The 13,676-nt window shown below is 47.5% G+C and carries 12 protein-coding genes and 1 other annotated feature; of the genes, 11 read left to right on the forward strand and 1 reads right to left on the reverse strand.

Going from position 1 to position 13,676, the window contains the following annotated elements:
• Positions 1 to 68 precede the first annotated feature (68 nt).
• Entirely contained in the window at positions 69 to 1,955 is a 1,887-nt protein-coding gene (locus BGM27_RS06010) for a LysM peptidoglycan-binding domain-containing protein (protein ID WP_020954255.1), read from the forward strand.
• Positions 1,956 to 1,988: 33 nt separating this feature from the next.
• Positions 1,989 to 3,011 carry a spore coat protein YsxE gene (ysxE, locus tag BGM27_RS06015; protein WP_007408159.1) on the forward strand — a complete coding sequence of 341 codons (1,023 nt, stop codon included), beginning with the start codon at positions 1,989 to 1,991 and terminating at the stop codon, positions 3,009 to 3,011.
• A 14-nt stretch (positions 3,012 to 3,025) separates the two neighbouring features.
• Here the strand turns inward: ysxE and BGM27_RS06020 are convergent, their stop codons facing one another.
• On the reverse strand, positions 3,026 to 3,217 hold the full coding sequence (locus BGM27_RS06020) for a hypothetical protein (RefSeq protein ID WP_003152639.1): 192 nt from the start codon (positions 3,215 to 3,217) through the stop codon (positions 3,026 to 3,028).
• Positions 3,218 to 3,389: 172 nt separating this feature from the next.
• Positions 3,390 to 3,611 (forward strand) — a binding site (T-box leader).
• A gap of 58 nt (positions 3,612 to 3,669) precedes the next feature.
• Between BGM27_RS06020 and BGM27_RS06025 the strand changes: the two genes are divergently transcribed.
• From BGM27_RS06025 to mreD, 9 genes are all read left to right on the forward strand, one after another.
• Positions 3,670 to 6,312 (forward strand): valine--tRNA ligase, encoded by a 2,643-nt coding sequence (locus tag BGM27_RS06025; protein ID WP_007408160.1) that lies wholly within the window; start codon positions 3,670 to 3,672, stop codon positions 6,310 to 6,312.
• 58 nt (positions 6,313 to 6,370) lie between these two features.
• On the forward strand, positions 6,371 to 7,663 hold the full coding sequence (locus BGM27_RS06030) for a bifunctional folylpolyglutamate synthase/dihydrofolate synthase (protein WP_007408161.1): 1,293 nt from the start codon (positions 6,371 to 6,373) through the stop codon (positions 7,661 to 7,663).
• 139 nt (positions 7,664 to 7,802) lie between these two features.
• Positions 7,803 to 8,555 (forward strand): prepilin peptidase, encoded by a 753-nt coding sequence (locus tag BGM27_RS06035; protein ID WP_007408162.1) that lies wholly within the window; start codon positions 7,803 to 7,805, stop codon positions 8,553 to 8,555.
• A gap of 126 nt (positions 8,556 to 8,681) precedes the next feature.
• On the forward strand, positions 8,682 to 9,683 hold the full coding sequence (locus BGM27_RS06040) for an SPOR domain-containing protein (RefSeq protein ID WP_007408163.1): 1,002 nt from the start codon (positions 8,682 to 8,684) through the stop codon (positions 9,681 to 9,683).
• Positions 9,684 to 9,823: 140 nt separating this feature from the next.
• On the forward strand, positions 9,824 to 10,393 hold the full coding sequence (locus tag BGM27_RS06045; RefSeq protein ID WP_007408164.1) for a Maf family protein: 570 nt from the start codon (positions 9,824 to 9,826) through the stop codon (positions 10,391 to 10,393).
• 31 nt (positions 10,394 to 10,424) lie between these two features.
• A complete protein-coding gene (gene radC / locus BGM27_RS06050) occupies positions 10,425 to 11,120 on the forward strand; it encodes a RadC family protein (protein ID WP_007408165.1) in 696 nt (231 codons plus the stop codon).
• A 91-nt stretch (positions 11,121 to 11,211) separates the two neighbouring features.
• Positions 11,212 to 12,225 carry a cell shape-determining protein MreB gene (gene mreB, locus BGM27_RS06055; protein ID WP_003152647.1) on the forward strand — a complete coding sequence of 338 codons (1,014 nt, stop codon included), beginning with the start codon at positions 11,212 to 11,214 and terminating at the stop codon, positions 12,223 to 12,225.
• Positions 12,226 to 12,255: 30 nt separating this feature from the next.
• On the forward strand, positions 12,256 to 13,119 hold the full coding sequence (mreC, locus tag BGM27_RS06060) for a rod shape-determining protein MreC (protein WP_007408166.1): 864 nt from the start codon (positions 12,256 to 12,258) through the stop codon (positions 13,117 to 13,119).
• A complete protein-coding gene (gene mreD, locus BGM27_RS06065) occupies positions 13,116 to 13,634 on the forward strand; it encodes a rod shape-determining protein MreD (protein ID WP_007408167.1) in 519 nt (172 codons plus the stop codon). Before mreC ends, mreD begins: the two co-directional genes overlap by 4 nt.
• Positions 13,635 to 13,676 lie beyond the last annotated feature (42 nt).

Below are 13,676 nucleotides of genomic sequence, written 5' to 3' on the forward strand. Positions count from 1 at the left end.
TTCCGGATTGCGGCATACACCTTTAGTGACATCTAATTGTATGGATTAGATGAAAGGAGGATATGAACTTGCCGCATAATCACCGATTGCAATTTTCTGTTGAAGAATCAATCTGTTTCCAAAAAGGACAGGAAGTTTCTGAATTACTTTCGATTTCATTAGACCCTGACATCAGGGTGCAGGAAGTAAATGATTATGTCTCAATTAAAGGCTCATTAGAACTTACTGGCGAGTACAACATAGATCACAGCAGTCATTTTGAAGAGCTTGACAGGGAGCTGAGGCATGTAGAGGAAGTGAGGGCGAGGGAGGATGGCACGGCCGAGCTCATTCATTGTTTCCCGGTGGACATCACGATTCCGAAAAATAAAGTGAGCCACCTCAATGATGTTTTCGTATTTATCGATGCCTTTGATTATCAGCTGACGGATTCAAGGATCTTAACCATTCAGGCTGATTTGGCAATTGAAGGGCTGCTTGAGGAATCCGAGCCAAAAGAGCCGGAGATCCCTCTGTACGTGGCACCTGAATTTGCCAGAGAAGAAATGATCAATCTTGCCGGACATCATTCGGAGGACGAAAACGAACCAGAATTAATGATACGCCATGAGCCTGAAATACCTTTGACTGTGTCAAAAGAAGCAGCACAAGAAACCGAGAAGAACGAGGAAGAAACCCCGCCTTTACTCAGGCAGGAGGAAGAAGAGCAGGAAACTGCCTCTATTCTGAGGGAACGGGAAGAAGAAGAGCAGGAAACTGTCCCGATTCTGAGGGAGCGGGAAGAAGAAGAGCAGGAAGCTGCCCCGATTCTGAGAGAGCAGGAAGAAGAAGAGCAGGAAGCAGCCCCGATTCTGAGGGAACGGGAAGAAGAAGAGCAGGAAGCTGCCCCGATTTTGAGGGAGCACAAAGAAGAAGAGGAAGAAACTGCCCCGATTCTGAGGGAGCAGGAAGAAGAAGAGAAAGAAACTGCCCCGATTCTGAGGGAGCGGGAAGAAGAAGAGCAGGAGACTGCCCCGATTTTGAGGGAGCAGGAAGAAGAAGAGCAGGAGACTGCCCCGATTCTGAGGGAGCGGGAAGAAGAAGAGCAGGAGACCGCCCCGGTTCTGAGGGAGCAGGAAGAGGTGCCGAAACCTGTTTCCTTTACTGAGCCTCCTCCTCCCGTTTCTTTCCAACACGAAGAAGAGCCGGAAGAAGCTGAGGAGCCTGCAATCATGTCGTCTGTGAGGAATGAACCTGTATTTGAGGATGATTCAGCAGAAGTGCAGGAAGAGCCAAAAGATGATAACGAGCCGGTTTTCCCTGCGTTCACTCTGACTCCGCATGCAGAAAAACCAAAAATTGCGGAACAGCCCTTCCTTCAAAAAGAAGAGCAGCCAGAGGCCGAGCCGCTTCTCCGTCAGAGTGATCATGAGGCGGCAGAAGACGAAGATGAGCCTGCGGTTTTTCAAGAAGAGCAGGCGCCCGTTTATCGCGAGTTCGTTCCGGAACGGCAGGAAGAGGAGTTTTACAGCGCTCCTAAGCTGCTTGAAGAAGAGGCTCATGATGAAGAAGGGTTTGAAATTGAGGTAAGGAAGATGGCGCAGCCGGAGGAGGAAACCGGAAAGCCTCTCGATTTGTCTTTTCAGTTTTCCAAACTGCCGCCTGAGGAGCCGGCGCAAGCTGAACCGCCTGAGCCGCTTAAGTCTGAAAGAAAGAATGAAGAAGCGGCACCGGGAACCGAGCAGAAGGAAAATGACAACTCTCATTACTTGACAAAATTATTTACAAGGGAAGAAGAAAAGTTTTCAAGAATGAAAATTTGTATCGTACAGCAGCAAGATACTATCGACCGGGTGTGTGAACGATATGACATAACATCCCAGCAGCTCATCAGAACGAATGCTTTATCGTTTGATGACGAGCTTGAAGAAGGTCAGCTTCTGTATATACCTGAATATAATAACAGCCATGCGTAAGCACAAAGAGGCCGTAAAAATGTGGTGAATGGAATGGAAGCAGTCCAATCAGTGCTTCAGGAATACGGGCTGGCGGCTGAGTATATTGAGCCTGTCAGCCCGCATGTTTGGAAGGTCTACTCAAACTACGGCATTTTTGCTTTGAAACAGCTCAAGCCGGCCCGCAGCAGTGAATTTACGGATCTTATGATTGAGATTGAGGAGAAAGGCTACCGATCATTTGTGCCGATCTGCCGCACGTATGCCGGCGATTTTTTTGCGGGAAGACAGACGGAGAATTCTTATTATTTAATGCCTTGGCTTCAGTACGATCAGGAAGAGGAACGGGATCAAAAACATGTTTACCTTTTTAAAGAGGTCGCGAAGCTCCATTCTGCGACTGTGCGGGACATCCAAATCCGGACTGAAGATATCAGCGGCTTTTATGAAGCAACGAAAAGAGATTGGGAAAATGATAAGCTTGTCTATGAACAATTCGCCGACCGGGCGGAAAAAGAGTGGTATCTTTCACCTTTTGAACTGCAGGCTGTTACGTATCTTACAGAAACGGTTTCCGCCGTCAATTTCGCTCTGGAACGTCTGGAAGAATGGTTTGACGCGGCAAAGGATCATGACAAGACGAGAACGGTGATCAACCACGGCAGCTTATCGAGCCGCCACTTTCTGTATAATGATGCGGGATCGGGCTTTTTCACGAATTTCGAGAAAGCTGCGCTGGGCCCTCCGCAAAATGACCTGCTCGGCTTTTACTCCAGAATGTTCAGAAGCTATCCGAAAGCATGCCCGGAGTGTCTGGACTGGTTTTATACGTATCACAAATCATTCCCGCTCCGTGAAGCGGAAATCAGCCTGTTTCTCAGCTATATGGCTTATCCGTCCGCCATGTACAAAGTGCTGAAACGGTATCAGACCGGCCAAAGGGGCTCTGAAAAAGAAGAGTGCACGCAATTATTAAGAGCGTTTTGGCAGATGAAAAATGTTGAGCCTTTTCTCATGAAGGTTCATCAGATTGAGCGGGAGAAAAAAATAAAAGCGGAAAACGAGTCCTCTTCATAACGGGACTCGTTTTTTTATATCCATTCCAAATGCAGGGCGCACGCTAAAAACAGCAGGATGGCAAGCAGCAGGACATCAAAAGTCGTCGGAAAGAAAATCGTCCTGATCCCCTGAAAGATCGTAATCGGGATAATGACTTGCACGGATACAAGGCGGACCTGTCTGGCCCACTGGGGGAGCGAATAAGAATTGAATTTTTTTCTCACGGGCAATTCCTCCTCACATTCGCCTTTCTATGTATCGTATGTAAGGGAAAGGGCGGGGTGCATGCCCATTTATGTATGACGGCAGCGGTTTTTGGAAAAGATGATTGACGAATCAAAAACACTTTTACTATAATAAAGAACATAATAAATAAGATCATGAGCTGATATAAATACACCTGCTTTGAACGGGAAGAGTACAAGAAAGACGCATGAAGAGAGAGAAGCTACTGTGCTGAAAGGCTTCTTATGCTGTCTCATTGGAAGGTCGCCCGGGAGCATAATTTCTTGAACATACAGTAGAGAAATTCGGGCCGCACCCGTTATCCGTTTAAGTGCATGAACAAATCTGTTCATGAAAAAAGGTGGTACCGCGAAAGAGCTTTTCGTCCTTTATCAGGATGAAGGCTCTTTTTTAGTTGCTCAGCCATTTCTAAACATGCTGGAGGGTTATCATGGATACAAACGAACAAACAATGCCGACAAAATATGATCCGTCTGCGATTGAAAAAGGCCGCTATGATTTTTGGCTGAAAGGAAAATATTTTGAAGCGGGCGGCGATCAAACGAAACAGCCGTATTCTGTCGTCATTCCGCCGCCGAACGTGACGGGCAGGCTGCACCTCGGACATGCGTGGGATACGACGCTGCAAGATATCGTTACGCGTATGAAACGCATGCAGGGCTATGACGTGCTCTGGCTTCCGGGCATGGACCACGCCGGCATCGCCACTCAGGCAAAAGTCGAAGCGAAACTCCGCGAACAGGGCACAAGCCGTTATGATCTCGGCCGTGAAAAGTTTTTAGAAGAAACGTGGAAGTGGAAGGAAGAGTATGCTGATTTCATCCGCAGCCAATGGGCCAAGATGGGACTCGGACTCGATTATTCACGTGAACGTTTCACTCTTGATGAAGGGCTGAACAAAGCCGTGCGGGAAGTATTCGTCAAGTTGTACGAGAAAGGCTTGATTTACAGAGGCGAATATATCATCAACTGGGACCCTGCCACAAAAACGGCTTTATCCGATATTGAAGTGATTTACAAAGACGTACAGGGCGCGTTTTATCATTTGCGCTACCCGTTAGCAGACGGTTCAGGCTCAATTGAAATCGCGACCACCCGTCCGGAAACGATGCTTGGCGACACGGCTGTCGCGGTTCATCCTGAAGATGAGCGCTACAAGCACTTAATCGGCAAAACGGTGATTCTGCCGATTACAAACCGCGAAATTCCGATCGTCGGCGATGATTATGTTGATATGGAATTCGGATCAGGCGCCGTTAAAATCACGCCTGCCCATGACCCGAATGACTTTGAACTCGGAAACCGCCACAATTTAGAGCGGATTCTCGTCATGAATGAAGACGGAACAATGAATGAAAAAGCGCTGCAATATAACGGCATGGACCGGTTTGAATGCCGCAAAAAACTCGTCAAAGATCTTCAGGAATCCGGTGTTCTCTTTAAAATCGAAGACCATATGCATTCTGTCGGACATAGTGAGAGAAGCGGCGCCGTTGTTGAGCCGTACCTGTCCACACAATGGTTTGTCAAAATGCAGCCGCTGGCCGATGCTGCGGTTGACCTTCAGTCAAAAGAAGAGAAAGTTCACTTCGTTCCAGACCGTTTCGAGAAAACGTACCTGCATTGGATGGAAAATATCCGTGATTGGTGTATTTCCCGTCAGCTGTGGTGGGGCCACCGCATCCCGGCTTGGTATCATAAAGAAACAAAAGAAGTGTACGTCGGCCTTGAGGCGCCTGAGGACAGTGAAAATTGGGAACAGGATTCAGACGTGCTTGATACATGGTTCAGCTCCGCGCTTTGGCCGTTTTCTACAATGGGCTGGCCTGATGAAAACGCTGAAGACTTTAAGCGGTATTACTCAACCGATGTTCTTGTAACGGGATATGACATCATTTTCTTCTGGGTATCCCGGATGATTTTCCAAGGTCTTGAGTTTACCGGCGAGCGTCCGTTCAAAGCCGTGCTGATTCACGGCTTAATCCGTGACGAGCAGGGCAGAAAAATGAGTAAATCCCTTGGGAACGGCGTGGACCCGATGGATGTCATCGACAAGTACGGAGCGGATTCCCTGCGCTATTTCCTGGCAACCGGAAGTTCACCGGGACAGGATCTCCGTTTCAGCTATGAAAAAGTGGAATCCACATGGAATTTCGCAAATAAAATTTGGAACGCCTCCCGTTTTGCATTAATGAACATGGACGGCATGACGTATGACGAGCTTGATCTGTCCGGTGAAAAATCAGTTGCTGATAAGTGGATCCTCACAAGACTGAATGAAACGATAGAAGACGTAACACAGCTTGCGGATCGTTATGAATTCGGCGAAGTCGGACGCCACCTGTACAACTTTATCTGGGACGATGTGTGCGACTGGTATATCGAAATGGCGAAGCTTCCGCTGTACGGGGAAGATGAAGCGGCGAAGAAAACAACCCGTTCTGTTCTGGCATACGTGCTTGACCAGACGATGCGTCTTCTTCACCCGTTTATGCCATTCTTAACGGAAGAAATCTGGCAGCACCTTCCTCATGAAGGCGAGTCAATCACGATCAGCTCTTGGCCGGTTCCGGTGCCGGAGCATACGGATAAAGAGGCAGCGGCGGATATGAAACTGCTCGTTGAATTAATCCGTTCTGTCCGCAATATCCGGAGCGAAGTCAACACGCCGATGAGCAAGCAGGTTGAGCTTTATATTAAAACAGCTACCGAAGACATTGCCGGCCGCCTTGAGAAGAACCGTTCTTACGTTGAGCGCTTTACGAATCCGAGCACGCTGAAAATCGGGACGGATATCACTGCGGCAGACAAAGCGATGACAGCGGTCGTCACCGGAGCGGAAGTCATTCTGCCGCTTGAAGGGCTGATTAACATTGATGAGGAGATCGCCCGTCTGCAAAAAGAATTCGACAAGCTGACAAAAGAGGTCGAACGCGTTCAGAAAAAACTCGGCAACGAAGGATTCATTAAAAAAGCTCCTGAGCATGTCATTGAAGAAGAACGCGGAAAAGAGAAAGACTACACGGCAAAACGCGAAGCTGTCCGGCAGCGGATTGCAGAGCTGAAAGGCTGATAAAACAGCGGGGCGGTTTCCTAAGAAACCGCCTTGTCGTATAAAAGAGGGGATTTCATTGTTTAATACGTACAAAGAAGCGATCAGCTGGATTCATGGCAGACTCAAGTTCGGCGTTAAGCCGGGCCTTCTCCGTATGGAAAAGCTGATGGAAAAACTGGAACACCCGGAAAAGAACATTCGCGCCATTCATGTGGCGGGCACAAACGGCAAAGGATCAACCGTCGCTTTTATCCGTTCCGTGCTTCAAGAAGCCGGTTATAAAGTCGGCACGTTCACATCGCCTTACATCATTACGTTTAATGAGCGTATCAGCGTCAACGGCACGCCGATTTCTGATGAGGAATGGAGAACGCTCGTTAATGACATAAAACCGATAGTCGATGAGCTTGATAAGACCGATGCCGGAACGGTGACAGAATTTGAAATCATTACAGCGTGTGCATTTTTATATTTTGCGAAGCGGGCTGATATCGATTTTGTCATTTTTGAAGCGGGGCTCGGCGGCACATTTGATTCAACCAATATTGTGAATCCGCTCCTGTCGGTCATTACAAGTATCGGACATGACCATATGGCGATTTTAGGCAATACCATCGAGGAGATCGCCGGGCAGAAAGCCGGTATCATTAAAAATTCCATTCCGGTCATTACGGGCGTCAATCAGCCGGAAGCACTCGGCGTTATTGAAGCGGAAGCCGAAAAAAAGCAGGCTCCGTATCAGTCACTATATAAAACGTGCAGACTGTTTAATGAAGCGGCGCTTCCTTCCGGTGAAAGCTTTTCGCTGGAAACGGAAACGAAATGCTATGAAAACATTCAAACGTCGCTGATCGGCATTCACCAAAGACAGAATGCGGCATTGGCGATATTGGCCGCTGAATGGCTGAATCGCATGGAAGCCGCAGCCATTTCTGAAGAAGCGATACGAAACGGCCTGAAAAAAGCATCGTGGCCGGGCCGGTTTGAACGTCTTCAAAGCCGCCCTTTAGTGTTTGCGGACGGCGCGCATAACGAAGAGGGCGTTGAAACGCTGACAGAAACGATCCGGCAGCGCTTTGCCGGTAAAAACGTCCATGTCGTATTCAGCGCATTAAAAGACAAACCGTATCAGGAAATGATTAAAAAGCTTGAAACCGAAGCGGATTCCATTCACTTTGTATCATTTGACTTTCCGCGTGCTTCAAGCGCCGAAGCCCTTTATAACGCAAGCAGTCTAGCGGATAAGAGCTTCGATGAGAACCCGGACAGTGTGAAAGAATGGATAGAACAAAAAGACGGGGCGGATGATGTCATCATCATTACCGGCTCCTTATATTTTATTTCCGAAATGAGAAAGCGGCTTATCTGACAGCCCCTCGGATGCCCGGCGGACCATTTTACGGTTTTGCCGGGTGTTTTTATGCTGAAAATATATTTTCAGCCATTTCAGTCATGGTGTTTTTCTTTGCTATAATCTGAGCCAGATTGATAGTAAAGGTGTGGTCTGAGTGCTTTTGATTCTGTTTTTTCTCGGCTTGATTTTCGGTTCTTTTTTTTATACAGCAGCGTGCCGTATCCCGCTGCGAATCTCGGTTATTTCGCCGCGTTCAGCCTGTTCGTTTTGCCGCTTGCCGCTCTCCTGGGGGGAGCTTGTGCCCGTCGTTTCCTATATTCTGCAAAGAGGCAGATGCAGAAACTGCCGTGCAAAGCTGTCGGTTATGTATCCGGCGGCGGAATGCTGGACGGCGTGTTTATTCACGGCTGCAGGCATTCATTTCGGTTTCTCAAAAGAACTGTTAGTCGCGCTGTTATTTCTGTCTCTGCTCATGATTGTTACCGTGACGGATCTGCAATATATGCTGATTCCTGACAAGGTTCTGCTGTTTTTTCTTCCGCTTTTTATCGCCGGCCGTATGTTTTCTCCGCTGGATTCATGGTATGCAGGGTTTGCCGGAGCCGTTTGCGGATTTTTTCTGCTTGTTTTTATCATGTTTGTCAGTAAAGGAGGCATCGGCGCAGGTGATGTGAAACTGTTTGGGGTGATCGGCCTGACGCTCGGCGTGAAGCTCGTGCTCATTGCATTCTTTCTTTCCGTTATGATCGGAGCCGTATACGGTATGTGCGCCGCAGCCCGGGGCAGGCTTGGTAAAAAGCAGCCATTTCCGTTTGCGCCGGCCATCTCAGCCGGGAGCGCTTTGAGTTATTTATACGGTGAAGAGCTGTTTTCGTTTTACATCAAGCTCGCTTCAGGCGGGGCTTGAAAAATTTGGCGAACGTTTTTTGGACAAGACGACAAAAGTCTTGTTCTTTTTTTTTTCGCCTATGCTAAAGTGTGAACCATGATCAGTTCAAAGTACGGCCAAGACGAATGCAAGGGGGAAGAGACGTTGAAAAAAAGGAAGAGCAAAAAGCACAGCAACGCAAAAAACAATGCCCTTAAAGTAACCATTAACGGACAAGAAGAAACGATGTATGGACAAGAAGATGTGAAAGAAGGCGGGGAGAAAACCGTCACATTTTCAAATTGGGAAGAAACAAAAAAGGCGGAGCAGGAGACCGCTGCATCCCATGAAGATCCGAAAGAAGAAGATTTCAATTGGGATCATGAGAAGAATTCTGAGGTATTTGAAGATGACCCGAAAGTCGTTCCGCCATACCAGAAGAAAAAAAACGGCCCTCATTTTCCGAAAACAAAGCAGCCGTCTTCTCCAGTTAAAAAAGCGGTCACGACAATTGCTGTTGCGGCTGTTTTAGGCACCGGGCTCGGCCTTGTCGCCTTAAATATGTCGGGAAGTAAAGAAGCCTCCGCTCCAGCATCAGCTGACAAAGGTTCACAAGGGCAGACGGCGAAAGCGGGAGATGTTTCTAAAGACAAATCTGAAACAGCCGGCACAGGAGATGCGGAATCTTCAGAGGGAAACTATAAAACATATGCGGTGCAGGCCGGAAAATTTTCATCAGAAAAAGGAGCGCAAACCCTTGTTGACCAGCTGACTGAAAAAGGATACTCGGCCGTCTCTCTGGCTAAAGAAGACGGATACACATACGTGATCGCCGGGCTTGCAGCGGAAAAAAGCCTATCACAGCAATTGGGTCAGACACTGATAGACCATGATTTTGAGGCTTGGGGCGGAAAAGAGCTCAGCTTTGCGGTCGATTCAGGACTGGAAGACTCTTTTAAACAAGCATCTGAGCTCTCCGCCAAAGCGATTACCGGCAAAGATCTTTCAAAAACGGAAGTGGCTGAAGCGGCAAAAGCGGCAGACGGTGCAGACGCCGCTGACAAAAAGCAGAAAGAGGCCGTGCTTCAAGCGCTGAAAGAACTGGAAACGCCGGGTTCAGAATCCGGCTGGAAAGCCCAAAAAGAGCTTTTAAGTGTTGTAAAATAGTATCTCATTCCCCGTCATCCGGCGGGATTTTTTATTTTGTCATCAAAAAGTTATTTTTCTGAAATTGTGGTTGCCCGTTTGATTTGGTAGGATAGACAAGTATCTTTTTTTCTTAAGCAAACCCTGAAAGGATGACAATCATGACAAAACGCTTAATACTCGCATCACAATCTCCGCGAAGAAAAGAACTCCTTACTCTTCTTCAGATTCCTTACAGCATTATTGCAAGCCGCACAGAAGAAAAATTAAATCGAAACCTTTCGCCGGAAGAAAACGTCCAATGTTTGGCCGAGCAAAAAGCCGGTGCTGTATTGGCCGAAAATCCCGATGCAGTCGTTATCGGGGCTGACACGATGGTGTGCATAGACGGCGAATGCCTCGGCAAACCGCATGACAGAGAAGAAGCGGCACACATGCTGCGGAGGCTTTCCGGCCGAAGCCATCAAGTCATTACGGCGGTCAGCATTCAGACGCATGACCGGAAAGAAACGTTCTGTGACACGACGGAAGTGACGTTTTGGCCGCTCAGTGAAGACGACATACAGCTCTACATTGAAACAAAAGAACCGATGGATAAAGCAGGTGCATACGGCATCCAAGGAAAAGGCGCGCTTTTAGTGAAAAAAATAGACGGTGATTTTTATTCTGTCGTCGGGCTTCCTGTCGCTAAAACAATGAGAGCCTTGAAAGAATTTAATATAAAAGCTTGATGTTCAAACCGGGAAGGGGAACAAGGAGGGGTTGATCATCCGTGATCTGCCGTTAAAATTAAGAGATTTCCCCGAAAAAGAAAAACCGAGAGAGCGGCTTCTGCACTTCGGAGCCGAACATCTCTCTAACAATGAATTGCTCGCCATCCTGCTGAGGACGGGAACGAAACATGAGTCCGTCATGAACCTCGCTCACCGGCTGCTGCGGACGTTTGACGGGCTGCGACTGTTAAAAGGCGCCTCTGCCCAGGAGCTTTCCAGCATTCCGGGAATCGGCACGGTGAAAGCCGTTCAGATTCTTGCCGCAATTGAGCTGGGGAGCCGCATTCATAAGACATCCGCCGGGGAGCATTGCGTCATCCGCTCTCCGGAAGACGGGGCGAAGTATGTGATGGAGGATATGCGCTTTTTATCCCAGGAGCATTTTGTCTGTTTATATTTAAATACCAAAAATCAAGTCATTCATAAACGCACCGTTTTTATCGGAAGTCTGAATTCATCTATTGTCCACCCGCGGGAGGTGTTTAAAGAAGCTTTCAAACGATCCGCCGCGTCCTTCATTTGTGTTCACAATCATCCTTCAGGAGATCCTACACCGAGCAGGGAAGATATAGAGGTAACCAGGCGGCTTTTTGAGTGCGGAAATTTAATCGGCATCGAGCTGCTGGATCATTTGGTCATTGGTGACAAAAAATTTGTGAGTTTAAAGGAAAAAGGATATTTGTAACACTTTTTTTTTCGTTGATTTAAGATATAATAGATTTTATGAGTTTTTCCCTTTAGGGTATTTTTGCTTTAAGAAAGGAAGATACATACATATGTTCGGAATTGGTACAAGAGACCTTGGTATAGATTTGGGAACCGCGAATACGCTTGTGTTTGTTAAAGGAAAAGGAATCGTAGTGAGAGAGCCGTCTGTCGTTGCTCTGCAAACGGATACGAAGTCCATCGTTGCGGTCGGTAACGATGCGAAAAACATGATCGGAAGAACTCCGGGCAACGTGGTCGCGCTCCGTCCGATGAAAGACGGCGTTATCGCTGACTATGAAACAACTGCGACAATGATGAAATACTACATTAATCAGGCTGTGAAAAATAAAGGATTGTTTGCGAGAAAGCCTTACGTTATGGTGTGTGTGCCGTCAGGTATTACGGCCGTTGAAGAACGGGCGGTCATCGATGCGACAAGACAAGCGGGCGCACGTGACGCTTATCCGATTGAAGAACCGTTTGCGGCAGCAATCGGCGCGAATCTTCCGGTATGGGAGCCGACGGGCAGCATGGTCGTTGATATCGGCGGCGGAACAACTGAAGTGGCGATCATTTCTTTAGGCGGCATTGTCACGTCTCAGTCAATCCGCGTAGCCGGTGACGAAATGGACGACTCAATCATCAGCTATATCAGAAAAACATATAATCTGATGATCGGTGACCGTACGGCGGAAGCTATTAAAATGGAAATCGGTTCAGCAGAAACCGGTGAAGAAAATGCGTCAATGGAAATCCGCGGCCGCGATCTTCTGACAGGTCTGCCGAAAACGATCGAAATCACGGGAACGGAAATTGCAAATGCACTGCGTGATACAGTTCTCTCAATCGTTGACGCGGTGAAGAGCACGCTTGAAAAAACACCGCCTGAGCTGGCCGCTGATATTATGGACAGAGGTATTGTATTAACAGGGGGAGGCGCCCTGCTCCGCAATCTCGACAAAGTCATCAGCGACGAAACGAAAATGCCTGTTCTTATCGCTGAAGATCCGCTGGATTGTGTTGCGATCGGCACTGGAAAAGCACTGGAGCACATCCATCTTTTCAAAGGAAAAACAAGATAATCAGGAGTTAAATAGAAGAGGTGTATCACGATGCCGAACAAACGGTTAATGCTATTACTTCTGTGTATTATCATATTGGTGGCTATGATTGGATTCTCGCTGAAGAACGGCCGTAATACCACCTGGCCTGAAAAGCTGATCGGTGATACGACGGGAGTATTTCAAAACATTTTTCACACGCCTGCCGAATATTTTGCAGGGTTCTTCGGGGACATAAAAGACCTGAAAAACACGTACAAGGAAAACGAACGCTTAAGACAAAAGCTGGACGGACAGACACAATATGAAGCGAAGCTCCAAGAACTCAAAGATGAAAACAAGAAGCTGCGTGATGAACTCGGGCATGTCAAATCAATTTCCGACTATGATCCGATTTTAGCGACCGTTATCGCCAGAAACCCTGATCAATGGTACAAGCAGATCATGATCAATAAGGGAACGAAGCAGAAAGTGGCCAAAGACATGGCTGTCACGAACGAAAAGGGTGCGCTGGTCGGAAAGATCAAAAGCAGCGGACTCAACAGTTTCACATCCGCCGTTCAGCTGCTGAGCGATGTTGACCGCAATAACAGAGTGGCCACCAAAATCTCCGGCAAAAAGGGCAGCAAAGGCTACGGTTTAATTGAAGGGTATGATAAAAAGAAACAGACTCTGAAAATGACCATCCTTGAGCCGGATGAAAAACGTGAAGTGAAAAAAGGTGACCTCGTGGAGACATCCGGAACGGGCGGCGTATTTCCTCAAGGGCTGACGGTTGGGGAAGTGACCGATGTAGAATCAGATGCTTACGGCCTGACGAAAATCGCTTACGTGAAACCGGCTGCCGACCTGTACGATCTTGACCATGTCATCGTCGTGAACCGAAGCGTAGCAACAGGGGAGGAAGGATCGTGAAACGTTTCCTTCTCCCTTTGATTATGATTTTGGTCTTTTGTGCGGAAAGCATCTATACGGATCTGGTGCGTTTTCCTTTCGTTTCCGTCGAGCAGCAGGTCGTTCCGCATTTTCTTTTGCTTGCGCTGATTTTTATGTCCGCTTATATCAACCAAAAGCATGCGGTGATCTACGGTTTGATTTTCGGATTTCTTTATGACATCAATTATACGGGTGTTTTAGGCGTTTATATGTTTGGTTTTGCCGGTTTATGCTATCTGGCGGCCAAAGCGTTTAAAGTGCTGCAGACAAACGCCCTGATGGTCATTCTGGTTGCGGTGCTGAGCGTATGTGTGCTTGAATTTTACGTCTACGGCATTCAGACGTTAATCCGCAGCGGCACAATGACATTTAACGATTTTGTCATTCAGAGGTTCTTGCCGACCGCTTTGCTGAATATTGCGGGAGCCGTTATATTAGTCCTGCCCTTCAGGCTGTTTTATATAAGTCTGAAGAAAGAATTAAGAGATGAGTAAAAAGGATTTTATCTTTTTTTGACGAAAAGAGTATGTTGTTGA

Origin of the sequence: Bacillus sp. FJAT-27001 (genome assembly GCF_019039175.1) — a bacterium.
GTDB classification, from domain to species: domain Bacteria; phylum Bacillota; class Bacilli; order Bacillales; family Bacillaceae; genus Bacillus; species Bacillus velezensis.

What these genes read in the sequence shown, in the direction of transcription:
- ysxE (WP_007408159.1), top strand. Translation starts at nt 1,989, where the DNA reads ATGGAAGCAGTCCAATCAGTGCTTCAGGAATACGGGCTGGCGGCTGAG.
- BGM27_RS06025 (WP_007408160.1), top strand. Translation starts at nt 3,670, where the DNA reads ATGGATACAAACGAACAAACAATGCCGACAAAATATGATCCGTCTGCG.
- BGM27_RS06045 (WP_007408164.1), top strand. Translation starts at nt 9,824, where the DNA reads ATGACAAAACGCTTAATACTCGCATCACAATCTCCGCGAAGAAAAGAA.
- mreB (WP_003152647.1), top strand. Translation starts at nt 11,212, where the DNA reads ATGTTCGGAATTGGTACAAGAGACCTTGGTATAGATTTGGGAACCGCG.
- mreC (WP_007408166.1), top strand. Translation starts at nt 12,256, where the DNA reads ATGCCGAACAAACGGTTAATGCTATTACTTCTGTGTATTATCATATTG.